Origin of the sequence: Rhodococcus sp. D-46 (assembly GCF_011290655.1) — a bacterium.
GTDB lineage: Bacteria > Actinomycetota > Actinomycetes > Mycobacteriales > Mycobacteriaceae > Rhodococcus_F > Rhodococcus_F qingshengii.
The window spans coordinates 162,699-187,236 of record NZ_JAANTF010000001.1 but is presented as its reverse complement, the minus strand read 5'-3'; the positions used below and the strand labels follow the sequence as shown (position 1 = coordinate 187,236).

General features: G+C 62.4%; 23 protein-coding genes and 1 riboswitch. Of the genes, 10 read left to right on the top strand and 13 right to left on the bottom strand.

Annotated features, from left to right (window positions below; translation table 11 throughout):
- The first annotated feature begins 138 nt into the window (after positions 1-138).
- Positions 139-336, top strand: coding sequence for a hypothetical protein (locus tag G9U53_RS33410; RefSeq protein ID WP_242692385.1), 198 nt, complete (start codon positions 139-141; stop codon positions 334-336).
- A gap of 98 nt (positions 337-434) precedes the next feature.
- Here the strand turns inward: G9U53_RS33410 and G9U53_RS00920 are convergent, their stop codons facing one another.
- From G9U53_RS00920 to G9U53_RS00900, 5 genes are all read right to left on the bottom strand, one after another.
- A complete protein-coding gene (locus tag G9U53_RS00920) occupies positions 435-860 on the bottom strand; it encodes a hypothetical protein (RefSeq protein WP_165638222.1) in 426 nt (141 codons plus the stop codon).
- 58 nt (positions 861-918) lie between these two features.
- The gene (iri, locus tag G9U53_RS00915) at positions 919-2,355 is read right to left on the bottom strand and encodes a rifampin monooxygenase Iri (RefSeq protein ID WP_165638221.1); all 1,437 of its coding nucleotides are present in this window, start codon (positions 2,353-2,355) and stop codon (positions 919-921) included.
- A 121-nt stretch (positions 2,356-2,476) separates the two neighbouring features.
- On the bottom strand, positions 2,477-3,862 hold the full coding sequence (locus tag G9U53_RS00910; protein ID WP_165638220.1) for an MFS transporter: 1,386 nt from the start codon (positions 3,860-3,862) through the stop codon (positions 2,477-2,479).
- A 30-nt stretch (positions 3,863-3,892) separates the two neighbouring features.
- Positions 3,893-5,041, bottom strand: a complete 1,149-nt coding sequence (locus G9U53_RS00905; protein ID WP_021332507.1) for a Gfo/Idh/MocA family oxidoreductase — start codon at positions 5,039-5,041, stop codon at positions 3,893-3,895.
- A gap of 106 nt (positions 5,042-5,147) precedes the next feature.
- Complete coding sequence (locus tag G9U53_RS00900) at positions 5,148-5,885, bottom strand: GntR family transcriptional regulator (protein WP_003941006.1); 738 nt, start codon at positions 5,883-5,885, stop codon at positions 5,148-5,150.
- 199 nt (positions 5,886-6,084) lie between these two features.
- Here G9U53_RS00900 and iolC point away from each other — a divergent pair, with 199 nt between their 5' ends.
- From iolC to G9U53_RS00860, 8 genes are read left to right on the top strand one after another with little or no spacing between them, the layout of a single operon-like run.
- Positions 6,085-7,089, top strand: a complete 1,005-nt coding sequence (gene iolC / locus G9U53_RS00895) for a 5-dehydro-2-deoxygluconokinase (protein WP_172403467.1) — start codon at positions 6,085-6,087, stop codon at positions 7,087-7,089.
- On the top strand, positions 7,082-7,981 hold the full coding sequence (locus G9U53_RS00890) for a hypothetical protein (RefSeq protein ID WP_021332504.1): 900 nt from the start codon (positions 7,082-7,084) through the stop codon (positions 7,979-7,981). Before iolC ends, G9U53_RS00890 begins: the two co-directional genes overlap by 8 nt.
- 21 nt (positions 7,982-8,002) lie before the next feature.
- Positions 8,003-8,875, top strand: a complete 873-nt coding sequence (gene iolB / locus G9U53_RS00885; protein ID WP_165638219.1) for a 5-deoxy-glucuronate isomerase — start codon at positions 8,003-8,005, stop codon at positions 8,873-8,875.
- Between the two features lie 14 nt (positions 8,876-8,889).
- Complete coding sequence (iolD, locus tag G9U53_RS00880) at positions 8,890-10,845, top strand: 3D-(3,5/4)-trihydroxycyclohexane-1,2-dione acylhydrolase (decyclizing) (protein WP_064074955.1); 1,956 nt, start codon at positions 8,890-8,892, stop codon at positions 10,843-10,845.
- Positions 10,846-10,897: 52 nt separating this feature from the next.
- A complete protein-coding gene (locus tag G9U53_RS00875) occupies positions 10,898-11,803 on the top strand; it encodes a sugar phosphate isomerase/epimerase (RefSeq protein ID WP_007727370.1) in 906 nt (301 codons plus the stop codon).
- 26 nt (positions 11,804-11,829) lie between these two features.
- A complete protein-coding gene (locus G9U53_RS00870) occupies positions 11,830-12,870 on the top strand; it encodes a Gfo/Idh/MocA family oxidoreductase (RefSeq protein WP_058039052.1) in 1,041 nt (346 codons plus the stop codon).
- Positions 12,871-12,872: 2 nt separating this feature from the next.
- Positions 12,873-13,757, top strand: a complete 885-nt coding sequence (locus G9U53_RS00865) for a sugar phosphate isomerase/epimerase family protein (RefSeq protein ID WP_063316670.1) — start codon at positions 12,873-12,875, stop codon at positions 13,755-13,757.
- Positions 13,758-13,781: 24 nt separating this feature from the next.
- A complete protein-coding gene (locus tag G9U53_RS00860; protein WP_050654861.1) occupies positions 13,782-15,287 on the top strand; it encodes a CoA-acylating methylmalonate-semialdehyde dehydrogenase in 1,506 nt (501 codons plus the stop codon).
- 62 nt (positions 15,288-15,349) lie between these two features.
- On the opposite strand, the gene G9U53_RS00855 is transcribed toward G9U53_RS00860, so the two are convergent.
- Positions 15,350-15,922, bottom strand: a complete 573-nt coding sequence (locus tag G9U53_RS00855) for a dihydrofolate reductase family protein (protein ID WP_003940686.1) — start codon at positions 15,920-15,922, stop codon at positions 15,350-15,352.
- Positions 15,923-16,120: 198 nt separating this feature from the next.
- Between G9U53_RS00855 and G9U53_RS00850 the strand changes: the two genes are divergently transcribed.
- Entirely contained in the window at positions 16,121-17,428 is a 1,308-nt protein-coding gene (locus G9U53_RS00850) for a serine hydrolase (RefSeq protein WP_139799822.1), read from the top strand.
- On the opposite strand, the gene yhjD is transcribed toward G9U53_RS00850, so the two are convergent.
- The 7 genes from yhjD to G9U53_RS00815 form a co-directional block, all read right to left on the bottom strand.
- The gene (yhjD, locus tag G9U53_RS00845) at positions 17,425-18,459 is read right to left on the bottom strand and encodes an inner membrane protein YhjD (protein ID WP_007727380.1); all 1,035 of its coding nucleotides are present in this window, start codon (positions 18,457-18,459) and stop codon (positions 17,425-17,427) included. The two genes, G9U53_RS00850 and yhjD, sit on opposite strands and share 4 nt — an antisense overlap.
- 51 nt (positions 18,460-18,510) lie before the next feature.
- Positions 18,511-19,545 carry a tryptophan--tRNA ligase gene (gene trpS / locus G9U53_RS00840; protein WP_003941025.1) on the bottom strand — a complete coding sequence of 345 codons (1,035 nt, stop codon included), beginning with the start codon at positions 19,543-19,545 and terminating at the stop codon, positions 18,511-18,513.
- Positions 19,546-19,571: 26 nt separating this feature from the next.
- The gene (locus G9U53_RS00835) at positions 19,572-20,066 is read right to left on the bottom strand and encodes a barstar family protein (protein ID WP_047271784.1); all 495 of its coding nucleotides are present in this window, start codon (positions 20,064-20,066) and stop codon (positions 19,572-19,574) included.
- A complete protein-coding gene (locus tag G9U53_RS00830) occupies positions 20,066-20,584 on the bottom strand; it encodes a ribonuclease domain-containing protein (protein ID WP_058226543.1) in 519 nt (172 codons plus the stop codon). The genes G9U53_RS00835 and G9U53_RS00830 overlap by 1 nt, the downstream gene beginning before the upstream one ends.
- Positions 20,585-20,610: 26 nt before the next feature.
- Positions 20,611-21,456 (bottom strand): exodeoxyribonuclease III, encoded by an 846-nt coding sequence (locus G9U53_RS00825; protein WP_082931376.1) that lies wholly within the window; start codon positions 21,454-21,456, stop codon positions 20,611-20,613.
- 36 nt (positions 21,457-21,492) lie between these two features.
- Complete coding sequence (locus G9U53_RS00820) at positions 21,493-22,632, bottom strand: MFS transporter (RefSeq protein WP_165638363.1); 1,140 nt, start codon at positions 22,630-22,632, stop codon at positions 21,493-21,495.
- Positions 22,633-22,831: 199 nt separating this feature from the next.
- Positions 22,832-24,055, bottom strand: a complete 1,224-nt coding sequence (locus tag G9U53_RS00815) for an NADP-dependent isocitrate dehydrogenase (RefSeq protein ID WP_003940772.1) — start codon at positions 24,053-24,055, stop codon at positions 22,832-22,834.
- Between the two features lie 305 nt (positions 24,056-24,360).
- Positions 24,361-24,501: riboswitch (SAM riboswitch) on the top strand.
- The last annotated feature ends 37 nt before the right edge of the window (positions 24,502-24,538 follow it).

Genomic DNA, 24,538 nt, shown 5'->3' with positions numbered 1-24,538 from the left:
CGGTCGGTACGCTCGAAGCATGGGGTGGGACTTGTTAGTGCTGTTCGCCATGATCGGCCCGTTGGCGACGTTCGGGTGGGCGGCTGTTCGGGCGAAGCGCCGCGGACTCGGTGGCTCGTTCGTGGGCCGTTTCAGGAAATGTTCGATCCTGGTGCGGCGCGAGCACAGACGGTCATCGAACAGATCGCGGAACTGCCGGATCCTGCGGACTCCGGCGACCCGGACAACGATGACGATGTGCCGTACACAGTCACCTATGAGGGCGTTCGGCTCCACATCAATCCCGGTAAGGCTCGACAGCGTGGAGGCGAAGGGACCGCCAAGCGGGCTGACTGAAAGTTGCACCAGATCCAACATTCTGTATGGGGTTTTTTCGACGTGCAGTACAGGGATCGCTACTGTTCGAGAATTCGGGTGAGGGAGAACTGGTTCGGTCAGGGCCGGCGCAGTTGATAGGTGACACCGTTTTCCAACTCGTCCGAGCTGAACGACTTCGGGGAAAAGCGGCCCAAGCTCACCTCGTAGTTTTTCTGGTTTGCGGGGACGGTATCAAAATGTGCGGTGTAGGAGCACGTGCTCATTCCGTCAGGAAGTTGATCGATTGCCTCGACCTCGAGGGTCGACCTGACGGACGCAGCGCCACTGCCCCCGAAAATTTGAATCTGGTCGTTCGGAGCGACACGGATCGAGTCGATCACGCACTCTCCAGAGCCGGCCTCGACTTGCTCTGCCTGACCGGTCACCGTCAATGTGGCAGCAAATGTCTTCGGCACATCGACATTGGTCGTGCAGCCCGTGAGTATCAGCACTCCGACGGCGATCAAGGCCGCGGGCGCGATCTGCCCCAATCCTTGTCCCATAAACGGCAACGGTAGTGCACCCGAGGTGTCACGGTGCTCGGTTACCGAAATCGAAGCGTCACGCGCGGTCCCTCGCCGACCGGCCGAACCATGTGGACAGCTGAGTATCCAACTCCGCCTGCGAATCCCCCACCCATGCCACGTGACCGTCCGGTCGAAGCAGGACAGCCGGTGAGTCCAATTCGGTGCTGGTGTCGACTACGTGGTCGACTCGATCGCTCCAACCATCTACCGCCAGTTGGCTACCCTGGTCGAGAAGAAGTCCGCGGCCGGATCGCATCAGGTCGTACAGGTTGCCGCGCGTCAACGCGATGTTCCGCAGCCGCCGACCGAGTAAGTCGTCGCCTTCGCCGAAATCGTAGCGAATCGAGATCGCAGTGATCTTCTCGGTCAGATAGCGCTTGACGTCTTCGAATTCCATCAGCTCGGAGATCAAGCGCCGCACGGCTTGTGGACCGGCAGCGGTGGAGATCAGCTCCGCCTGCGCGCGCGTGTTGTCGAGAACGTCGGCAGCCACCGGACGCCGTTCCAATTCGTACGTGTCGAGCAGGCCGTCCGGTGCCCAGCCGTTGATCTCGGCGGCGAGCTTCCAGCCGAGGTTGAAGGCATCTTGCACACCGAGATTGAGACCTTGACCGCCCATCGGTGGGTGGATGTGTGCGGCATCGCCGGCGAGGAACACCCGGTCACGCCGGTAGTGCTCCGCCAGACGGGTGGCGTCGCCGAAGCGCGATAGCCACCGCGGTGAGTGCACACCGAAGTCGGTACCCGCAATGGCCAGAAGCTGTTGTTTGATGTCGTCGAGGGTGGTCGGTGTTGCGCGACCGTCGGCAACTTCGGCCGCAGGGACCACGACACGAAAAGCACCGTTGCCGGCGGGACCGACTCCGAATCGTTTGTGCGTTTCCCGGATTTCGGCGACAACGACGGCCAGTTCATCAGCCGGCATGGTCACGTCCATTTCGCCGATCAACGTGTCGGCGCTCGACGGCTCGCCGGGAAACCCGACGTCGATCAGCTTCCGAACAGTGCTGCGGCCGCCGTCGCAGCCCACGAGATAACGCGCGTGAAGTGTTGTGCCGTCGGACAATTCCGCTGTGACGCTATCGGTATCTTGACGGATCGCGACGACGCGCTTCCCTCGCTGAATGTCCGCGCCGACTTCGGTGGCATGTTCGGCAAGAATCCTGTCGATCTCGGGCTGAGATATGCCCAGTACGTACCCGTGCGCAGTATCGAGGTGCGCGGGTGCCGGTTTGCTGATCCCCGCGAAGAATCCACCGAGCGGATACTTGCGGCCGTGCGCGAGGAACTTGTCCAGCAACCCGCGCTGCTCCATGATTTCGATGCTGCGCACATGGATGCCGAGGGCACGGACGAACTGGGTCGGCTCCTCGTCCTTGTCCACGACGACGACATCGACGCCCTGCAGCCGGAGCTCACCTGCCAGCATCAATCCAGTTGGTCCAGCACCGACAATGATGACGTCACTCATGCGATCCCCTCCTTCGGGCAAGGCTTTTGCTTGCTCGCAGCAGACGAGTGTGCACCATCACCGGGGCCTTGCCGCAAGCCCCGGGTCCCGCGTTATGATGAAGGTGGCGGAAGACGCTTCATCATCGGCGCACCAACACCACAGCACCTGCATCGCGTGGGAGCCGCCAACTCTCGATCACCGTCGGCACCAGCATGGCCCCGAGAACACCCAGCGTCAGAGAAAACGGCACTCCGCCGCTCAGATCCCCCGACTCCGCCAACGGTGTGCAGAGCGTGATCACCAACGCGGACAGTGCAATACCCAGACCGGATGCCAACTCTTGCAGCGTTGCATGCAGAGTATTGGCATCGGTCAGCTCACCCGAGTCGACTTCGGCGAACGCCAAGCTGTTGTACGCGGTGAACCCGATGGATCGCAACGCGCCACTGACAAACAGTGCGACAGCGATTACGACGTCCGGTGTCGTCGACGAGATCAGTACCAGCGCACCGAAGCACACCACCGACAGAACTCCGTTTCCCACCAGAACTAGTCTGATCCCGAACCTGCGCATGAGCGGAGTGGTGAGCGGTTTGATCGCGATATTCCCCGCGAACAGAGCCATCACCAGCAGACCGGCCTTGAACGCCGACATTTCGAATCCCACTTGGAACAACAACGGCAGCACAAACGGCATGCCCATGATCACGAGCCGGTACAGCGAGCCGCTCGACGCGACGACCCGAAACGATCGAAGTCGGAGGACGCCGAGCGCGATGAGCGGGTGATCCGACCGGATGAGGTGAATGACGGCCAAGCTCAACAAGATCAGAGCCGCAACGATCCCGAGGCCCACTCGTAGCCAGTCGGTTCCGGCACCGTGCACGCTGTCGAGCGCCACGACAAGCACTGTGACGCCTGCTCCGATCACCACCAATCCCAGCCAGTCGAGGCTCCGTTTCTGCGTTTGCCGAATGTCGGGCACCGTGCGCAATGCCAGCAGAAACCCGACGATCCCGATCGGAACGTTGATCAGAAAGATCCAGCGCCACGAAGCGATCGACACGATGGCTCCACCCACAGCGGGCGCAAGAACCGGCGCTGTGAGCGCCGGCCACGTCAAGTAAGCGATAGCCCGTACGAGTTCCGCCTTCGACGTCACCCGCAATACTGCGAGCCGCCCTACCGGCACCATCATGGCGCCGCCTACCCCTTGTAGTGCGCGCATTCCCACCAGCATCGGGAGGGAGGTGCTCAGTGCACATCCCACCGACGCCACCGTGAAAACGGCTATGGCAGAGATGAAGACACGTCGCGTTCCAAATCTGCCGGCTATCCATCCGCTCGCCGGGATCAGGACGGCCAACACCAGGAGGTACGAAGAAACGGCGACATTGACGTCGACGGCATCAACTCCGAAAGATTGGGCGATCGACGGCAGTGCCGTTGCGAGAATCGTCGCGTCCAGCATCTCCATGAACAGCGCTGCTGCCACGAGCAGCGCCAGTCCGCGGGGAAATGTCACTGCACCAGAGCCTTTCGGAGGAGCTGTCGATCAGCCGAGAGAAATCCAGCTGCCGGAGGTCACCGAGGCGACCATCGCGTCCAGAGCCTGTGCGGACGCGACTGCATCAGCGATGGTCGCGCCCTGCGGCGCTCCGTCCACGATCGAGGCGATGAAATTGCGGGCCTCGATCACTTTCAGGTCGTCGTAGCCCATCGCGTTGGCCGCGCCAGGCTGGAAGCGGCCGAACTCACCGGACTCGGGGCCGACCAGAACCGTCGTGACGGATTGGTCCTGGTACTTCGAGCCGAGGCTGGTGCCCAGTTCACCCATCCGGCGGTAGTCCCAGAACACGGCACCTTTCGTGCCGTGAATCTCGAATCCGTAATTGTTCTGCTCTCCCACGGCGACGCGGCATGCTTCGAGGGTGCACCGGCCACCCGACCCGAGGCGCAGCAGTGCGCTGACGAAGTCTTCGTTCTCGACAGCCCCCATCTCCCCACCGCTGGCCCGCGCATGTCCACTGGTAGCGGCGGACGGACGCGCACGCTCCGGGATGAAGATCGCAGTATCCGCAACGAGAGCGTCGACGTCACCGAGAAGATGACGAATCAGATCGATGCCGTGCGAAGCCAAGTCGCCCAGGACGCCGGCGCCGCCGCGCTCACGCTCGTATCGCCAACTCAAAGCACCTTCAGGGTGGGCCGCATAGTCGCTGAGGAAACGAAAACGCGAGTGCGTGATCGTGCCCAACTCCCCTGAGTCGATCAGGCTCTTTGCCAGGGCCACAGCCGGCGCGTTTCGGTAGTTGAAGCCGACGGTCGACTGCACACCGGCCTTCGAGACTGCTACGGCAACAGCTTTGGCGTCTTCCGTGGACAAGCCGACGGGCTTCTCGATCCAGATGTGTTTGCCGGCCTCTGCCATTGCGACGCCGATTTCACGGTGCAAGAAGTTCGGGGCCGTGATGCTCACCGCGTCGATGGCCGGATCGGCTGCGATATCGCGCCAATCCTGGGTGAAAGCTTCGAAACCGAACTGGTCCGCTGCTTCCTCCCCTCTGCCAGGCACCTCGTCGGCGACGGCGGCCAGGCGGATCACGGGAAGCTGCGGATAGTGCTGCCGCAGACGCAGATACGCCTGCGTGTGGACGCGGCCCATCCATCCGAATCCGGCAACTGCTACTGAAATGCCTGTCATGAGGCTCCGTTCGGGTCAAATGATCGAAGGATCGCAGAAATGCTGGGATCACAAATCACCCCCACTGACTCGGTCAGGCGGGTACTCGTGTCACCGGGATCGAGATCTAGCGGTCGACCACGGTGGTGTCGAAGTAGTAACGCGACGCTCGGTAGCAGTGGCTGCCGTACTCGACGGCGCTACCTGAATCGTCAAATGCAGTGCGGCTCATGGTCAAGAGGGCAGCACCCACTTTCTCGTCGAGCAATCCTGCTTCTTCGCGAGTCGCCGCCCGAGCGCCGATTCGCTGCCGCGCCACACGGATGTGAACGCCGCGAGTTCGCAAGGTTTGGTACAGCCCCTGCGTCTCCAACTCCTCGGGATCGGGTGCGATGTCCACCGGAATGTAATTGGTCATCACGGCAAGCGGTTCGCCGTTGGTGCTTCGCAGACGCCTGATGGTGGCCACTTCGGCGTCAGGTTCGAGGTTGAGTTCCGCGGCAACGTCCTCGGCGGGAACTCCCACCGTGAACTCGAGCAGCTTGGTCGTCGGCGCCTGGCCGGCCCTCGCAAGGTCGTCGAACAGGCTGGTGAGCTCGACCGGGCGGTGCACCGGACTTTGCACCACCTGAGTTCCGACTCCCCGCTTACGAACAAGTAGTCCCTTGTCCACCAGCTCCTGGATCGCGCGTCGAGTGGTCGGTCGTGAGAGATTGAGCCGTTTGGCCAACGCCAGTTCATTCTCGAAGCGATCACCTGGGGCAAGTTCGCCACCGAGAATAGCGCCCTCGATTGCCTGTGCCAGCTGAAAATACAGCGGCACCGGGCTCGAGCGGTCCAACTCGACGGCGAGTGCTGCGACCACGGCCAACTCCGATCTGTCTTGGGAAGGCGCCGTATCGACGCTACTTCTCTCGGCAGTGTATGCGAACACTAACATTCACTTGACCGCAAGTCATAATGTCCAGACAAACTATTGACAATCGCTGTGTCGCGGCGCACAGTTTCAGTCATACATCGGTGCCCTGCGTGGGCAACCCACCACGAACTCTCGGGAGTCAGTTTTGACAAGCATCAACACTCACCAGAGCGGGTCACACATCCCTGACACACCCTTCGACGTGCTTGCCATCGGCCGATCGGGTGTGGACATCTACCCACTTCAGACCGGTGTCGGACTCGAGGACGTCGAGACGTTCGGCAAGTTCCTCGGCGGCAGCGCAGCCAATGTCTCGGTGGCGGCCGCGCGCCTCGGTCGGCGAGCAGCACTGATCTCCGGCGTCGGCAACGATCCCTTCGGGAAGTTCGTCACACGCGAATTGGCACGTCTCGGGGTCGACAACAGGTTTGTCGTGACCAATTCGGAGTATCCGACACCGGTGACGTTCTGCGAGATCTTCCCCCCGGACGACTTTCCTCTGTACTTCTATCGCAAGCCGCATGCGCCTGATCTTCGGATCACCCCCCAAGACATCGACCTCGACGCCGTTCGAACATCGTCCCTCTACTGGTCGACTGTGACGGGGCTGTCCGAAGAACCGAGCCGCAGGGCACACTTCGCCGCTTGGGAAGCCCGCGAACGCCGCCCGCTGACCGTTCTAGACCTGGACTACCGCCCGATGTTCTGGTCGACGCCGCAGGACGCGACCACGCAGGTACAGCGCGCCCTCGCACACGTGACGGTAGCCGTGGGGAATCGTGAAGAGTGCGAAATCGCTGTCGGTGAGACCAACCCGAACAAGGCCGCGGACGCGCTTCTCGACCTCGGAGTCGAACTGGCCATCGTGAAGCAGGGCCCGAAGGGTGTACTCGGTAAAACGCGAAAGCAGTCGATCACCGTGCCTCCCAACACCGTCGACGTGGTCAACGGGCTGGGAGCAGGCGACAGCTTCGGCGGATCACTGTGCCACGGACTGTTGGCCGGGTGGCCGCTGGAGAAGGTACTGCGCTACGCCAACGCGGCCGGCGCGATAGTCGCATCTCGGCTCGAATGCTCCACTGCGATGCCGACCGCCGAAGAAGTCCACGATCTCGCCGAAGCCACAGCCACGGAGGCAGTCAATGTCTGACAAGCTCGCCGCCCGCCCCCTCGCCACCACCTACGCCGAAGTGACGGAACTGCGTGCGAGCGATCCGCAGATCATCGAAAAGGCCTGGGCAGCGCGAACTCCTCGCGCCACTGTTCGAGGCAATGGCCGGCTCATGATCGTCGCGGCCGATCATCCGGCGCGTGGGGCGCTGTCTGTCGGCGGCAAGCCGACAGCGATGAACAGTCGTACCGATCTGCTGGACCGGTTGCGCACTGCTCTCGACAATCCCGGAGTCGACGGCGTTCTCGGTACTGCGGACATTCTCGACGATCTGCTCCTCCTCGGCGCCCTCGACGACAAGGTCGTCTTCTCGTCGATGAACCGCGGCGGCCTGGCAGGCGCCAGCTTCGAACTCGACGACCGCATGACGGGTTACACCGCGGCCGGTACCGCAAAGTTCGGTATGAACGGCGGAAAGATGCTGCTGCGCATCGCACTCGACGACGCGGGCACTCTGCCCACCATGACGGCATGTGCGGAAGCCGTGGACGAACTGGCCGCGGCCGGACTGATCGCGATGCTCGAGCCGTTCCTCTCCAGTCGCGTAAACGGCAAGGTGGTCAACGATCTCAGCCCCGACGCCGTCATCAAGTCCATCCACATCTCCCAGGGCCTCGGCTCCACCTCGGCGTATACGTGGATGAAGTTGCCAGTCGTCGACGAGATGGAACGGGTCATGGATGCGACGACTCTCCCGACGCTCCTCCTGGGCGGCGATCCGCAGATCGCGCCGGAAGAGACGTACGCAAAGTGGGATGCCGCCCTTCAGTTGCCGTCCGTGCGCGGATTGATAGTCGGGCGCGCGCTGCTCTACCCACCCGACGGCGACGTGACCGCGGCCGTCGACACCGCAGTCAAGCTCGTCCACTAGAACCGACCTGGCAGGAGCAAGATGTTCAGCAAGTACTACGTCCCCGCCGGATCGTCCTCCGACGGTGATTTCACGACAGTGGTCACGCCGGAGTCTGCCGGGTGGACCGAATCCAGCTTGTGGATACTCGAACTCGCCCCGGGTGCGAACGTCCACCTGCGGTCCGGCGAGAACGAGATCATCGTCGTTCCACTGGCGGGTTCGGCCGTGGTTGTTGCCGAGGGGACGGAGATTCCCCTGACCGGCCGCGCATCGGTTTTCGACGGCCCGAGCGATTTCGCGTACGTAGGACGCGACGCCGACTACTCGGTCAGCAGCGCTGACTGGGGCCGCTTCGCTCTGTGCGGAGCACGCGCCGGCGCAAAGCTCCCCCATCGCTACGGTCCGGCTTCAGGAGTTGCGGTCGAGCTCCGCGGTGCCGGGAACTGCAGCCGACAGGTTCACAACTTCGCCACTGCAGACACCTTCGAGGCCGACTCCATCATCGCGTGTGAGGTCATCACCCCCGGCGGGAACTGGTCGTCGTATCCCAGCCACAAACACGACGAGAACAGCGACGTCGAATCGGCCCTGGAAGAGATCTACTACTTCGAGATCGACAGAAGCCCCACCGGGACCGAAGGTTTCGGCTACCACCGCGTGTACGGAACCGCCGAGAGACCTATCGAGGTGCTCGAGGAAGTCCGCTCGGGCGACGTCGTCCTCGTGCCGCACGGCTATCACGGCCCGTCCATCGCAGCGCCGGGCCACCACATGTACTACCTCAATGTCATGGCAGGTTCGGGCGAGATCCGGGCGTGGAACATCTGTGACGATCCGCAACACACCTGGCTACGTGGAAGCTGGGATCACCAGGACATCGACCCTCGACTGCCGTTGCAGTCCCACAACTGACGGAAGTGAAAGCTGTGGCACCCACCAACAACGCAACCGGCAATCGTCCACCTCGCGACGAGCCGACCGTATACCTCACTGTTTCTCAAGCTGTCGTCCGCTTCCTCGCCAACCAGTACACCGAACGCGACGGCCAGCGCACCAAGCTGTTCGCCGGCTGCTTCGGAATCTTCGGGCACGGCAACGTCGCCGGACTGGGACAGGCACTCTTGCAGGCCGAGATCCAGGATCTCGACGCCGGCCGTGAGCCGACACTCCCCTACGTGCTCGGCCGCAATGAACAGGCGATGGTGCACTCGGCTGTCGCGCACGCCCGCATGAAGGACCGCCTGCAGACGTGGGCGGTCTCGTCCAGCGTCGGCCCCGGTGCCACCAATATGATCACCGGCGCGGCACTGGCCACCATCAATCGTCTACCTGTATTACTCCTTCCCGCAGACACTTTCGCGACCCGCGCCAGCGCCCCCGTCTTACAGGAACTCGAACTCCCGTCGAGCGGCGACGTCACAGTCAACGACGCTTTCAAACCGGTCTCACGATACTTCGATCGGGTATGGCGCCCGGAGCAGTTGCCGAGCGCTCTGCTCGCCGGGATGCGCGTTCTCACTGATCCCGTCGAGACCGGCGCAGTCACCATCGCCATCCCGCAGGACGTGCAGGCCGAGGCTTTCGACTGGCCCGAGTCCTTCTTCGCCGAGCGAGTCTGGCACGTGGCCCGCCCGCTCCCCGAACGATCGGTGATCGAACGCGCCGCCGCGATCATCCGCTCGGCTCGCAAGCCACTGATCGTCGCCGGCGGCGGCGTGATCTACAGCCAGGCCAGCGACTCTCTATCAGCGTTCTGTGCGCAAACCGGAATCCCCGTGGGGCAGAGCCAGGCGGGGAAGGGTTCATTGGTCTACGACCATCCACAATCCGTCGGGGCGGTGGGGTCCACCGGCACTACGGCTGCAAACGCACTGGCCACCGAGGCTGACGTCGTCATCGGTATCGGCACGCGGTACAGCGATTTCACGAGCGCGTCCCGCACCGCGTTCACCAATCCCGACGTTCGCTTCGTCAACATCAACGTCGCATCACTGGACTCCGTGAAGCAGGGCGGAGTCAGCGTTGTCGCCGACGCACGTGAGGCACTCGACGCGCTGGCACTTGCACTGAACGACTACCGGGTGGACGACGAATACGCGTCCAGGATCGGTGACCTCGCTCGCGATTGGGATGCGATCGTCGAATCCGTCTACAACCCAGCCGAACCCGCTGCCGACGGGTCACTGAATCAGAATCAGGTGATCGGCCTGGTCAACACACTGTCCGATCCACGTGACGTCGTGGTGTGCGCTGCCGGGTCCATGCCGGGTGACCTCCACAAGCTGTGGCGAACCCGTGATTCCAAGGGGTATCACGTCGAATACGGGTACTCGTGCATGGGATACGAAGTTGCCGGCGGTCTAGGCGTCCGCATGGCGTGCCCCGATCGCGACGTGTTCGTGATGGTCGGCGACGGTTCCTATCTGATGATGGCCACCGAATTGGTCACCGCCGTACAGGAACGCCTCAAGGTCATCGTCGTCCTGGTGCAGAATCACGGATTTGCCTCCATCGGTTCACTGTCCGAGTCGCTGGGTTCCCAGCGCTTCGGCACGCAGTACCGCTACCGCTCGAATGACGGACGTCTCGACGGAGGGGTTCTCCCGGTCGATCTGGCCGCGAACGCTGCCAGCCTCGGTGTCGACGTCATCCGCGCCAACACCGCTGCCGAGTTCGCCGACGCGATCAAGGTTGCCAAAGCAAGCGACACCAGCACCGTCATCCACGTCGAAACCGATCCGCTGATCGGCGCCCCGGACAGCGAATCCTGGTGGGATGTACCGGTATCGGCCACCTCCGAACTGGAGTCCACCAAGAAGGCACGGACAACTTACGAGTCCTGGAAGAAGATCCAGCGACCGTACCTCCGTCCATCCGAATGAAAATTCCGCACAACCACACCCCATAAAGCTTGCCCGCGAAAGGAATCTAGACATGAGCGCGATTCGCGTCGGATCAGCCCCCGACTCCTGGGGCGTGTGGTTTCCGGACGATCCACAGCAGACCCCTTACACACGATTCCTCGACGAGGTATCCGCGTCGGGATACGAATGGATCGAACTCGGCCCGTTCGGATACCTTCCGACCGATCCAGCCAAGTTGACGGACGAACTCGGCGCCCGCGGCCTGAAGCTTTCGGCCGGTACCGTTTTCGAACACCTGCACCAGGACGATTCCTGGGATGCCGTCTGGAATCAGATCAAGGACGTCGCCAAGTTGACCGCAGCCGTCGGCGGCAAGCACGTGGTGGTCATCCCTGAGATGTGGCGCGACCCTTCCACCGGAGCGGTACTCGAAGACCGCAATCTGACGCCCGAGCAGTGGCGTAAGAAAACCGACGGCATGAACGCTCTCGGGAAGGCAATGCTCGAGGAGTACGGCGTCATGGCGCAGTACCATCCTCATGCCGACAGTCACGTCGACATCGAAGACAACGTCTACAAGTTCCTCGAAGGGACCGACGAGCGTTTCGTGAATCTGTGTCTCGACACCGGCCACATCAGCTACTGCGGCGGCGACAATCTCGCAATTATCAACAAACATCCGGAGCGCATCGGGTACCTACACCTCAAACAGGTGGATCCGGCGATAGTCGCCAAGGTTGAGGCGGAGGACCTGCCGTTCGGTGAGGCCGTCAAACTCGGTGCCATGATCGAACCGCCGCGCGGAATCCCCGACATGCCGCCGCTTCTGGAGGCCATCGAGAAGCTCGGCATCGACGTGTTCGCGATCGTCGAGCAGGACATGTATCCCTGCCATCCCGACACACCGCTGCCCATCGCAGCGCGCACTCAGAAATACCTGTCCACCTGTGGCGTCCCCGCCGTCCGTTTCAACTGAGCAACACAATCGAGGAGTACCACCGCATGTCTGACAACCAGGATCTCCGGATCGCAGTGCTCGGCGTCGGCATCATGGGGGCCGATCACGTCGACCGCATCACCAACAAAATCGGCGGTGCCCGCGTCACCGTCGTCAACGACTACTCTCTCGCCCGCGCCGAGGAAATCGCAGCACTGACGCCAGGGGCGCGCGTCGTCGTCGATCCGTTCGATGCCATCGCAGCCGAGGACGTCGACGCCGTTGTTCTCGCAACCCCGGGCCCGACCCATGAGAAGCAGGTTCTTGCCTGCCTCGAAGCGGGCAAGCCTGTTCTCTGCGAAAAGCCGCTGACCACCGACGCGGACAGTTCGCTCACGATCGTCAAAGCCGAAGCAGCGCTGGGAAAAAGACTGATCCAGGTTGGTTTCATGCGCCGGTTCGACCACGAATACACCCAGCTCAAGGATTTGATCGACAGCGGCGATCTCGGTCGCCCTCTCGTTGTGCACTGCGCGCACCGCAATCCTGCGGTTCCGAACGGCTTCGACAGCGCGATGATCGTCAAGGACTCACTCGTCCACGAGGTCGACGTGACACGATTCCTGCTCGACGAAGAGATCACCTCGGTGCAGATCATCCGACCGGCCGCGAATTCGCTTGCTCCCGAGGGCATTCAAGACCCACAGATCGCAATATTCGAGACCGAGTCCGGTAGACACGTCGACGCCGAGGTATTTGTCACCACCGGAGTTGCCTACGAGGTGCGCACCGAAGTTGTCGGCGAACTCGGAAGCGCGATGATCGGACTCGACGTGGGACTGATCCGAAAGACCAAGCCCGGCAACTGGGGTGGGCAGATCACCCCAGGATTCCGCGAACGCTTCGGGCAGGCCTACGACACCGAGTTCGCCCGGTGGATCAAGGCAGTGAAGACGGGCGCCGGCACCGGCAACTACATCGACGGACCAGGTGCCTGGGACGGGTACGCCGCGGCCGCTGTCTGCGCCGCCGGCGTGATGTCTCTGGAGACGGGTCAGCGCGTCGCCGTGGACATGGTTGCGCGCGACTCTGTGGCCGGAGCTTAGCGATGAAGGTCGCACTCGACCCCACACCTTTCCATCACGATTACTCACTACTCGAGCTTCCTCAGGTTGTTGCCGATCTCGGGTACGAGTACCTGCAGCTCACACCGCACGTCGACATGATCCCGTTCTTCAATCACCCGAAAGCCGACGACGCGCTCGTCGCCAAATTTCGGAAAGCTTGCGCGAGTGCTGGAGTCGGCATCGCGTCGGTACTCCCGGTCCTTCGCTGGTCCGGCCCGGACGAGGACGCCCGCGAAGCAGCCGTGCGTTACTGGAAGCGGGCCATCCAGATCACGGTCGATCTCGGTGTCAACGTCATGAACACCGAATTCTCCGGCCGCCCCGAAAAGGCCGAAGAGTCCGAGCGTGCGTTCTATCGTTCGATGGAGGAACTGGTTCCGATCATCGAACGCGAGGGAATCGACGTCCTGATCGACCCCCACCCGGACGATTTTGTCGAAGACGGACTAGCCGCGATCCGCACGATCCGTGGTGTGAACTCCAAGAACCTCGGCATGGTGATCGTGGCGTGCCACCAATTCCACATGGGTGGGGACCTTCCCGCCATCATGGAGGCCGCCGGCGACATGGTCCGACTCGTTCACGTGGCGGACACCATGGATCATCACCGTTCCCACGGACTGCGCTACATCACCAACCCGCCAGGCAATGCCGTTCGAGTGCATCAGCATCTCAAAATCGGTGACGGAGACGTCAACTGGGACGAATTCTTCGGCGGTCTCGGCAAACTCGGCTTCTACGAACGTGAGAACACCGTGATGGTGTCGAGCGTCTTCGCCGAGAACGAAAACGCGCACGAGGTTTCCCGGTACCAGCGCGAGACGATGAACGACTACGTCGCCAAGTACACCTCCCCGAACTCCTGAGTCACCAGACCACTAGGAAATACCATGACCAGCACTGATACTCGTGTCATCGCGCACTGGCTGGACGGCAAGCCGTTCGCCGGAACGTCCGAGGACACCGCCCCCGTCACCAACCCCGCCACCGGACAGATCACCGGCCGACTGGCCCTGGCGAACCTCGAGGACGCCCGCGCTGTCATCGACGCGGCTGCGGCGGCCTTCCCCGCCTGGCGTGACACCTCACTGGCCCGGCGCACACAGGTACTGTTCAGCTTCCGCGAACTCCTCAATGCTCGCAAAGGTGAACTCGCCGAGATCATCACAGCCGAGCACGGCAAGGTTCTCTCCGACGCCCTCGGCGAAATCAGCCGCGGGCAGGAAGTTGTCGAATTCGCTTGCGGAATACCGCATCTCCTCAAGGGCGGATACACCGAGAATGCATCGACCAAGGTCGACGTCTACTCCATCCGCCAACCCCTCGGCCCCGTCGGCATCATCTCCCCCTTCAACTTTCCCGCGATGGTCCCGATGTGGTTCTTCCCGGTCGCCATTGCCGCCGGGAACACCGTGATTCTCAAGCCCTCGGAGAAGGACCCCACCGCCGCGATCTGGCTCGCCGAACTCTGGGCCGAAGCCGGTCTGCCTCCTGGTGTCTTCAACGTCCTCCAAGGTGACAAGCTCGCCGTCGACGAACTCCTGGAAAACAAAGCAGTCAAAGCGATTTCGTTTGTCGGATCCACCCCCATCGCCCAATACGTCTATGCCACCGGCACCGCCAACGGCAAACGCGTGCAAGCACTCGGCGGCGCCAAGAACCACGCCATCGTTCTGCCGGACGCCGACCTCGACCTCGCCGCCGACGCAATGGTCAACGCGGGATTCGGCTCCGCGGGTGAACGATGCATGGCGATCTCCGCCCTGGTTGCAGTCGGCGACATCGCCGACGAACTGGTTGCCAAGATCGTCGAACGCACCACTCCCCTCGTCACCGGTGACGGCACCAAGAACTCCGACATGGGTCCGCTCGTCACCAAGGCCCATCGCGACAAGGTCGCGTCCTATGTCGATGCCGGCGAGAAGGACGGTGCCACGATCGTGGTCGACGGACGCACAGTTCAGGCCGATGGTGGACCGGACGGCTTCTGGCTCGGGCCCACCCTCATCGACCACGTCACCACCGACATGTCGATCTACACCGACGAAATCTTCGGACCTGTCCTGTCCGTCGTGCGTGTCGATACCTACGACCAAGCCCTCGAACTGATCAACAACAACCCGTACGGAAACGGCACCGCCATCTTCACCAACGACGGCGGCGCTGCCCGACGCTTCCAGAACGAGGTGGAGGTCGGAATGATCGGCATCAACGTCCCCATCCCGGTTCCCATGGCCTACTACAGCTTCGGCGGCTGGAAGAACAGCCTCTTCGGTGACACCCACGCTCACGGGACAGAAGGTGTTCATTTCTTCACGCGAGGTAAAGCCGTCACCAGTCGCTGGCTCGACCCCAGCCACGGCGGAATCAACCTCGGCTTCCCCGAGAACAGTTAGCCGGCAAGACATCTGTGGCCGAGACTCTCGAAGAGTCTCGGCCACAGATGTTTTCGAAAGGTCTACGTGACCGTGGGGTGGTACGTCAGTACTTGAACTCCGGATTCGTACCGACGATCGTCCTTCAACTCGAGGACGATCTTGTCGGCCGATTCGGGGAACACTCTCCCGCCGGACCCGAGAATGACCGGGAAGACCATCAGGCGCAACTCGTCGACCAGACCGGCCAGCAACAACGCGTGGACGAGCGTCCGACTTCCCGCGACCAGGATCTCGCCGTCGATCTGCTCCTTGAGCTTCGGGACAGATTCCTCGATGGGACCGTCGAGCGCCGTCGAGTTGTTCCATTCGAGCGGTTCGGTCGAACTCGTGACGACGTACTTGGGCATCTCGTTCATCTTGTCCGCAAAGCCTTGGTCGTCCTCGCGCTCGGGCCAGGCACCGGCGAAGCTCTCGTAGGTCCGCCGCCCGAGCAGAAGGACGTCCGCGGCGAGGGTTTCGTCGAGTTTGAACTTCATCTGATCGCCCTCCTGGTACGGAAAGACCCATCCAGTGTGCGCATAACCCGGTTCGCCACCGGGAGCTTCCATCACCATGTCCAAGGACACGAATTCTGTCACCACGATCTTGCCCATACCGATCCCCTGTCGTCAGTGCGTGTGCGCCATTCGAGTAGCCGACTACCCCACTGTTACAGACTCTGCGTGGTGGTGGAACTCATCGGCGGCGATCGTCCACTATGACCGATGTACAAACCGAATCGCCTGTTTTCGATCCCTCTGCTTGCGTGGCGATTCGGACGTTCCCTCACGTTCGCATACCCTCGTATATCGATGATGTGGCGTCGAAAGTGTGCAGTGGCAGTAGCCGGAACAGTGCTCTCAGGGAGCATTGCGTTTACCGGTGTCGTAGGGACCTCGGGAGTGGCCGGCGCCCAACCGGCCCCGCCGCCCACCACCACCGAAGCGCCGTTCACAACACCCAACACCGACAGCTGCCCTTTCACGAGTAGCCCGGCACCGGCGATCGATCTCTCCGAAGCACCCGCGCCCGGATCTACGGCCCCGACTGCTGTCCCGATTCCGGAAAGCCCTGTCGGTGGAGACAAGCTCGGCGAGTGCGGTGTTGTACTCCCTGACGGCGCTCCCCCGCTCCCGGCGGATATCGCGGCATCCGGATGGGTACTCGCGGACGCCGAAACCGGTGAGGTCCTCGCCGCGAAAGATCCGCACGGTCGCTACCGACCGGCCAGCACCATCAAGATGCTCTTGGCTCTTGTCGCGCTCGACGAACTCGATCTCGACACCGAAATCACCGCAACGGCCGAAGACGCGGACGCTGAAGGTAGCGCTGTCGGCATCGGCAAGGGCGGCAAGTACACCAACCGGCAACTGATGCAGGGCCTGGTCATGGCATCGGGAAATGATGCCGCGCACGCTCTTGCCCGCCAACTCGGCGGTGACGCTGCAGCCGTGTCGAAAATGAACGCGCTCGCGGCCGAACTCGGCGCCCTCGACACCCGCACGGCAACTCCATCCGGACTCGACGGCCCGGGGATGAGCAGCTCGCCGTACGACCTGGCCGTGATTTTCCATACCGCCCTGCAGAATCCGACGTTTGCCGGTCTGATCCATACCGAGACCGTCGAATTTCCCGGCTTCCCCAAAGATCCGACGATTCCCGACGATCAGGACCGCCCCGGATTCACTCTCGCCAACGACAATCAACTGCTCTACAACTACGACGGCGCATTGGGCGGCAAGACCGGCTTCACCGACGACGCCCGCCACACGTATGTGGGTGGCGCGGAGCGTAACGGCCGGAAACTACTGGTGACATTGATGGGCGGCGAAGCCAAGCCGATCCGTCCGTGGGAACAAGCTGCCCGTCTACTCGACTACGGATATGCACTCCCCGCGAGCACAACCGTCGGCTCGTTGACGGACCGATCCACCGACGATGCCTCGCCCGATGTCACTCGCACACCGTCTGCCGCTGCACCAGGCTCGATCTCGGCTGCACCCACCGCTACCGACGCCGAATCCGACACCACTGACCGCATACTCATCGGTGCTGTCGGTGGAGTAGTGGTGATCGCGCTGGTGGCGGGAGCCGTTGCCCTCAACCGTCGGAGGCGCTAGCGCGGCCGACGACGCATGAAGCCCGAAAGACCCAGGCCGGCAACCGCACCCGTGGCGATCAGCGCAGCCACGCGAGACGGTGAAGCACCGTCACTGACAACGATTCGCGGCGAGATCACTGCGGGATCCGGCGGCGGAACGAACGCCAGGGCCATACTTTCCTTGGTCGTCGCCGCCCACGCCGTGCAGAACAGCAGCATCCGTGACGCCGTGAACACGAACACGAGCAAACCGATGATCGGACCGAATGCCACGCCCGCTGGTCCGTTGGTGACGGCAGCGAGGTAGATCGCACCCACCTGCTTGAAGATCTCGAACACAATCGCGGCGATAACCGCTGCCTGCGCAGCGCTACGCAGCGTGACAGGCTCGCGCGGCAGCCGGGCGATCACCCACAGGAACACCGCCCACGTCGCCAGGAGTGAGAGCAACAGTGAAACAACTCTGAGCCCCACGCCGACACCGGTGATGTTCTCGAGGTTGAGCCATTTCACGATCTGAGTCGCAACCGGCCCACTGCTCAGCGCCGACATTCCCAGTGAGACGACCATGGCGAGAGCCAGACCGACGAGGGCCCCTGCGTCACCAAGTTTGGTACGTACGAACCCCTTGGGCTCGCGCTTGCTCTCCCACATCGCCGTCAGCGCGTCGCGAACATTTGCCATCCAACCGAGACCCGCGTACGCAGCACCCAGGAGGCCGAAGATTCCGACGCTCGCGCGCGAGTCGATGGCCGAATCGATCAGCGTGTTGATGGTGTCACCCAAGCTGCCCGGAATGCTCTTGGTGATCTGCTCCTGAATCGACTCCAGGTACTCGGGATGCCCGGCCAATACGAAACCGGCCACTGCAAACGCGACCATCATGATCGGAATCAACGCGAGAACGCTGAAGTACGTGATACCAGCAGCGTAATAGTCGCCTTTTTGCTCTTGAAACCGTCCGGCCGCGCGAACCAGATGATCGAGCCAGGGTCGCGCTGCCCGTTGCTTCTCGAGAAAGCTCGGTGCGTCGTCGTCCGTGTCAGCCATTGCCGTCCCCCTCATGTTCGGTCAGGCGTCGTGAGTCCGAATTCGCGTATGTCAGCCCTTTGGTGCCAGGAATCCGACCTTGTCATAGACGGCGGCGAGAGTGCGTGAAGACACCTCACGGGCGCGGTGCGCTCCGGCCGCGATGATGCGATCCAGCTCTGCCTCGTCGGCAAGGTAACCGTCGACCTTCGCCTTGAGTGGGGTGACGAACTCGGTCAGCACGTCAGCGGTATCGGTCTTGAGGTCGCCGTACCCCTTGCCCTCGTAACCGGCCACCAGAGTCTCGATCGGTACTCCCGAGAGAGCCGACTGAATGGTGAGCAGGTTGCTGACGCCCGGCTTGGCCTGCGGGTCGAAACGAATCTCGCGCTCGTTGTCGGTGACGGCCGACTTGATCTTTTTTGCCGACACCTTCGGATCGTCGAGCAGATTGATCAGTCCGGCCGCACTGGCGGCGGACTTGCTCATCTTGGCGGTCGGATCCTGCAGGTCGTAGATCTTTGCCGTGCCCTTGATGATCTGCGGCTCGGGAACGACGAACGCCTTGCCGTAGCGGGTGTTGAACCGGCCGGCCAGATCGCGTGCGAGTTCGAGGTGCTGACGCTGATCCTCACCCACGGGGACGCGCTGCGGGCGGTACAGAAGGATGTCCGCGGCCATCAGAACCGGATACGTGAACAAACCGACACTGGCGTTGTCGCTGCCTTGCTTGGCGGACTTGTCCTTGAACTGCGTCATACGGCTGGCTTCACCGAAACCGGTGATGCAGTTCAGGACCCACGCCAACTGTGCGTGCTCGGGAACCTGACTCTGTACGAACAGCGTCGCCCGATCCGGATCGATCCCCACCGCAAGGAGCTGAGCCACCGCAACCTTGGTGCGACGACGCAATTCCTTCGGGTCCTGCGTCACCGTGATGGCGTGAAGATCCGGAATGAAGTAGAAAGCGTCGAAATCGTCCTGCAACGGAACCCACTGCTGCAGCGCACCCAGGTAGTTGCCGAGGTGGAAAGAATCCGACGTCGGCTGGATTCCGGAAAGCACGCGAGGCTTTGCGGTGGGCTTCTGTTCTGCAGGGGTCGACATGGTTCCGATCTTTTCACGAGTGGAAATCAGTGCAGTGGCGTGGTGCCCGGGTAGTCGAGTTCGACGAGGTCTTCACCGTGGGCGGTGAGGTCCTCCGCACCGAACTGGTAGACGGTCCGGAAAACGACGGGTTCCCATTCTTCGGCGTAGAAGTCCATCGTTTCGCGGAACCACTCCAACTGATCCTGTTGCTCGGACAGTAGAGAACCCGCACCTCGGACCACAACTACATATCCGGCGCCGAGTCCGAGGACGTCGTCGAGATCGCGCATGACATCGTCGAAAGCGTCTTTGTTTCGCCCGAAGTGGGACGGAAACTGGAAGGCTGCCGCAAACTCGTCGAAGACCTGCGCCGTTGTCCGCATGTTCTCTCCGCGAACCACCCGAACGATAAAATTCTCGGCACGGAGTTGACGTGCAAGATCATCTGCAACGGCCGGGTCGCTCTGCAGCGCCACCGAAACCACATCCGAAGACGGATCCAGCCACTGCGCCACGCTGACCGTAGACGAATCGGACATCAGCGAATCCTCACAAACGTGTCGTAGTGATCGAGGGTGTACCACGCCGAACCGTCGTTGCCGGTGACGATTCGCTCGGCGTCGCGTCCTTGGCCGTTCTTCTTCGCGTTGACGTCCCATTCCTGATAGACGACACGTCCGCCACCGGCACCGACAGCGGGCAGACGGCCTTCGCTGTTGCGGAAGGTGATGCCGCCCTTGGTGCCCGGCGCATTGGCGGAATCCGGCCACCGCCCGGCGTCGATCTCCACCAGCGTGGCGAGAACCCGCGCCGGCACATCGCTGTTCGTCTGCTGCGTTGTCTTGACAGCGGAGCTCGAGGGCACGGAACTCGACGGCGCAGCCTTGGTGGTAGCACCCGGCTTGGCTTGAACAGTCGAGGACTGGGCACTCGAGGACTTCGTCACCGACGACGCCGAACTGTCGGAGTCACGTGAAGAAAGGGTGACCGCCAGTACGAGCGCAACCACCGCCACCACGACGGTGATGATGGCGTTGCGCGTCTTTGCGCTCGGCATTTTCAGACCTTCAGACATACGCGTCTCTATCGGTACGAGACGGTGACAGGCGCATGATCCGACCAACGGAGGTCGTAGGACTCAGCGCGTTCCACGAGCGCGACCTTGGCCCGCTCGGCGTATCCGCGAGTGGCAACCTGGTAATCGATACGCCAACCCGAATCGTTGTCGAATGCCTTTCCGCGGTACGACCACCACGAGTACGGGCCCTCGACACCCGGATGGAGGGTGCGGAAGACGTCCACCCACGCGGAATCTTCGGCGAACAGCAGATCCATCCAGGCGCGCTCCTCGGGGAGGAATCCCGAAGACTTCTTGTTGGTCTTCCAGTTCTTGAGGTCGAGTTCGGTGTGCGCGATGTTCCAATCGCCGCTGACCACCACGTGACGATCGGCAGCCTCGGCCGCCGCAGCGGTGGTAGCGAGGTGAACTGCGAAGGATGCCATGAACCGCTCCTTCTCCTCCTGCTTCGGCGTGAGCGCCTCACCGGAGGGCAGGTACAGGCTCGCGACGGTCAGATCCGCGAAGTCGGCTTCGATGTATCGACCGGCGTCGAGAAACTCGTCGTCCCCGTGACCGATCCGCACCGCGTCCGGTTCCGTGCGTGAGAGCACCGCGACTCCGTTGCGTCCCTTCGCGGACGGCTCGGCGGAGACCAGGAACCATCCGTTGCCGAGTGCCGGCTCGAGAGTCTCGCGAAGCTGATCGTCCGACGCACGCGTTTCCTGAAGGCAGATGAAATCCGCCGACGTCTTCTCCAGCCAGTCGAGCATGCCCTTGCGGGCAGCTGCGCGAACGCCGTTGACGTTCACGGACGTGATGGTGTGGGGCGCAAGAATGTGGGAGTCAGCAGTTTGTGGCACGGCAAGCACCGTAGCCGATTCCACCGACGCGGATGGGCGCCCAGGTCAGCGCGCGGCCCTACGCTGCAGAATCACCGCTACCGCCAGCACGACGAGACCCGCGACGGCCAGCAACGACCCCACCGCTGCCGGCGCGGTGTACCCGTAACCGGCTGCGATGACGACGCCGCCGATCCACGCTCCGAAGGCGTTGGCGATGTTGAGTGCGGCGTGATTGAGAGACGCGGCCAAGGTCTGAGCATCCTCGGCGACATCCATCAACCGTGTCTGGAGGCCAGGCACCATCGACGACCCGGCGAGCCCGATGAGGAAGACGAAGACGAGCGCCGTGTACGGATTGCGCACGGCGATCACGAAGACCGCGAGGATGACCACGAGGGATCCCATCGACAGGAACAAGCCCTTCATCAGTGCGCGATCCGCGAGGTATCCACCGACGAAGTTGCCGGCCACCATGCCCAGTCCGTACAGCATGAGTGCGAGGGGAATGAACGAAGCGCCAAGCCCGGACACGTCGGTGAGAGTCGTACTGATGTAGGTGTAGACGGCAAACATCCCGCCGAATCCGACCATGCCCACGATCAGGGTCATCCACACCTGAACGCGGCCCAGCGCCCCGAGTTCGGTGATCGGATTCGTCACCGGCATGCCGTCCAAACGCGGAATCCAGACGAAGAGCGAAGCAACGGTTGCCACTCCGATCACCGCAACCAAGGCGAAGGCGCTGCGCCAGCCGAGTGCCTGGCCGATCCAGGCCGCGACCGGTACCCCGATCACGTTGGCCACGGAAAGACCCATCATCACCATGGCGACGGCCTTCGCGCGTTTTCCCGGTTCGGCCAGGTGAGCTGCGACCAGAGCGGCGACTCCGAAATACGCGCCGTGCGGCAATCCGGCGACGAAGCGGGCCATCATCAGCGTCGTGTACGAGGGCGCGAAAACCGAGGCGGCATTGCCGACGGTGAACGCGACCATGAGTGCGATCAACAGGGTGCGGCGCGGTACTCGTGCGGTGAGTGCAGCGATCAGCGGAGCGCCGACGACAACCCCGAGCGCGTACGCCGAGATCACGTGACCCGCGACGGGTTCCGAGACGCCGAGTCCGGATGCCATTTCCGGGAGCAACCCCATGGCGACGAACTCGGTTGTGCCGATACCGAAACCGCCGAGAGCGAGAGCGAGCATCGCCGGACCTCTGGCGGAACGAACCCCGGGTGTCGAGGTGTCAGAACGGGAGAGGGTAGACGAAGTCACTGATCAATTGTGGTCTCACACCTGGTTGAACTTCCAAGTGAGAGCGGGTGAGTTCACTCACGTGAGACCGCGAACACAAATGGGACGCCCGGTTTCCCAGACGTCCCATTTGACAGGTGAAGCGGTGAATCTACTTCGCGGCCATGGCCTTCTGCAGGTTCACGTCGAGCGCGCCGAGGAACTCCTCGGTGGTCAGGTAGCCCTGATCGCCGCCGACCAGCATCGAGAGGTCCTTGGTCATCTGGCCGCTTTCGACGGTCTTGATGACAACGTCTTCGAGCGCCTGCGCGAAGCCGATGACCTCAGGGGTGCTGTCGAGCTTGCCACGATGCTCGAGCCCGCGGGTCCACGCGAAGATGGACGCGATCGGGTTGGTCGAGGTGGGCTTGCCCTGCTGGTGCTGACGGTAGTGACGCGTCACGGTGCCGTGAGCAGCCTCTGCCTCACAGGTCTTTCCGTCCGGTGTCAGCAGAACCGACGTCATGAGGCCGAGCGAGCCGAAGCCCTGGGCCACGGTGTCGGACTGGACGTCGCCGTCGTAGTTCTTGCATGCCCAGACGTATCCGCCCTCCCACTTGAGTGCGGAAGCGACCATGTCGTCGATGAGGCGGTGCTCGTAGGTCAGACCTGCAGCATCGAACTCAGCCTTGAACTCGGTCTCGTAGACGTGCTGGAAGATGTCCTTGAAGGCACCGTCGTACGCCTTGAGAATGGTGTTCTTGGTGGACAGGTACACCGGGTAGTTCTGCTGCAGTCCGTAGGTGAGCGACGCGCGAGCGAAGTCACGGATGGACGTGGTGAAGTTGTACTGCCCCTGGACGACGCCGCCCTCTTCGGGGAAGTTGACCAGTTCGTGCTCGATCGGTGCGCTGCCGTCCTCAGGCGTGTAGGTGATCATCACCTTGCCGGGGCCGGGGACCTTGAAGTCTGTGGCGCGGTACTGGTCGCCGAATGCGTGACGGCCGATGATGATCGGCTTGGTCCAGCCCGGAACGAGTCGCGGAACGTTGGAGATGATGATCGGTGCGCGGAAGATCGTGCCGCCGAGAATGTTGCGGATCGTTCCGTTCGGGGAACGCCACATCTTCTTGAGACCGAATTCCTCGACACGTGCCTCGTCCGGCGTGATCGTGGCGCATTTGACGCCGACGCCGTGCTTCTGGATCGCGTGCGCTGCGTCGATGGTGACCTGGTCGTCGGTCTCGTCGCGGTACTCGATACCGAGGTCGTAGTACTCGAGGTTCACATCGAGATACGGATGGATCAACTTGTCTTTGATGAACTGCCAGATAATGCGCGTCATCTCATCGCCGTCGAGTTCGACGACGGTGCCCTCAACCTTGATTTTGGACATGGGTGCTTCGCGTCCTCCTAGGAAGTTTCCCTGGTTACACGGTTGCGGTCACACTTTGTGAGTGGGTCCGCGAACGGTTCGATTATCAAACCTAGACGGTGTGGACTGATCTCGGGAGATGAGTCCCAAACAAGACAAGCGTACTGCTAACCCGTGAGGCCGCAACCGGCAGGTCCACTCATCGGTCTCTACTCGCGAGTAACTTTTGCCTGCTAGTGGGCTGCGTCGCCCTGCCTCGCGTGCGGTTGCGGCTCACATTTCGCCCCGTGTCAGGACTGCGCTCACTTCCCGGTAGAATCCGACTTGGTCATGAGTGCCAGCGTCAAGCCCCGGCTCGCTGGACGGCAACCCTCCAACCGCGGTGGGGTGCCCCGGGTGATGACCAGGTTTCCCGACGTGGATCTGCTCGCGCAGTTCCACCGCAATTCGGGTGACAAGCGCGGGTCCGACAGGGACGGACCCCAGACCGGGCCGAGCCCCACG

Coding starts and splice junctions, on each gene's coding strand:
- G9U53_RS33410 (WP_242692385.1), top strand. CDS start 139: ATGTTCGATCCTGGTGCGGCGCGAGCACAGACGGTCATCGAACAGATC.
- G9U53_RS00920 (WP_165638222.1), bottom strand. CDS start 860: ATGGGACAAGGATTGGGGCAGATCGCGCCCGCGGCCTTGATCGCCGTC.
- iri (WP_165638221.1), bottom strand. CDS start 2,355: ATGAGTGACGTCATCATTGTCGGTGCTGGACCAACTGGATTGATGCTG.
- G9U53_RS00905 (WP_021332507.1), bottom strand. CDS start 5,041: ATGACAGGCATTTCAGTAGCAGTTGCCGGATTCGGATGGATGGGCCGC.
- G9U53_RS00890 (WP_021332504.1), top strand. CDS start 7,082: ATGTCTGACAAGCTCGCCGCCCGCCCCCTCGCCACCACCTACGCCGAA.
- iolB (WP_165638219.1), top strand. CDS start 8,003: ATGTTCAGCAAGTACTACGTCCCCGCCGGATCGTCCTCCGACGGTGAT.
- G9U53_RS00875 (WP_007727370.1), top strand. CDS start 10,898: ATGAGCGCGATTCGCGTCGGATCAGCCCCCGACTCCTGGGGCGTGTGG.
- G9U53_RS00870 (WP_058039052.1), top strand. CDS start 11,830: ATGTCTGACAACCAGGATCTCCGGATCGCAGTGCTCGGCGTCGGCATC.
- G9U53_RS00865 (WP_063316670.1), top strand. CDS start 12,873: ATGAAGGTCGCACTCGACCCCACACCTTTCCATCACGATTACTCACTA.
- G9U53_RS00860 (WP_050654861.1), top strand. CDS start 13,782: ATGACCAGCACTGATACTCGTGTCATCGCGCACTGGCTGGACGGCAAG.
- G9U53_RS00855 (WP_003940686.1), bottom strand. CDS start 15,922: ATGGGCAAGATCGTGGTGACAGAATTCGTGTCCTTGGACATGGTGATG.
- G9U53_RS00850 (WP_139799822.1), top strand. CDS start 16,121: ATGATGTGGCGTCGAAAGTGTGCAGTGGCAGTAGCCGGAACAGTGCTC.
- yhjD (WP_007727380.1), bottom strand. CDS start 18,459: ATGGCTGACACGGACGACGACGCACCGAGCTTTCTCGAGAAGCAACGG.
- trpS (WP_003941025.1), bottom strand. CDS start 19,545: ATGTCGACCCCTGCAGAACAGAAGCCCACCGCAAAGCCTCGCGTGCTT.
- G9U53_RS00835 (WP_047271784.1), bottom strand. CDS start 20,066: ATGTCCGATTCGTCTACGGTCAGCGTGGCGCAGTGGCTGGATCCGTCT.
- G9U53_RS00830 (WP_058226543.1), bottom strand. CDS start 20,584: ATGCCGAGCGCAAAGACGCGCAACGCCATCATCACCGTCGTGGTGGCG.
- G9U53_RS00820 (WP_165638363.1), bottom strand. CDS start 22,632: ATGCTCGCTCTCGCTCTCGGCGGTTTCGGTATCGGCACAACCGAGTTC.
- G9U53_RS00815 (WP_003940772.1), bottom strand. CDS start 24,055: ATGTCCAAAATCAAGGTTGAGGGCACCGTCGTCGAACTCGACGGCGAT.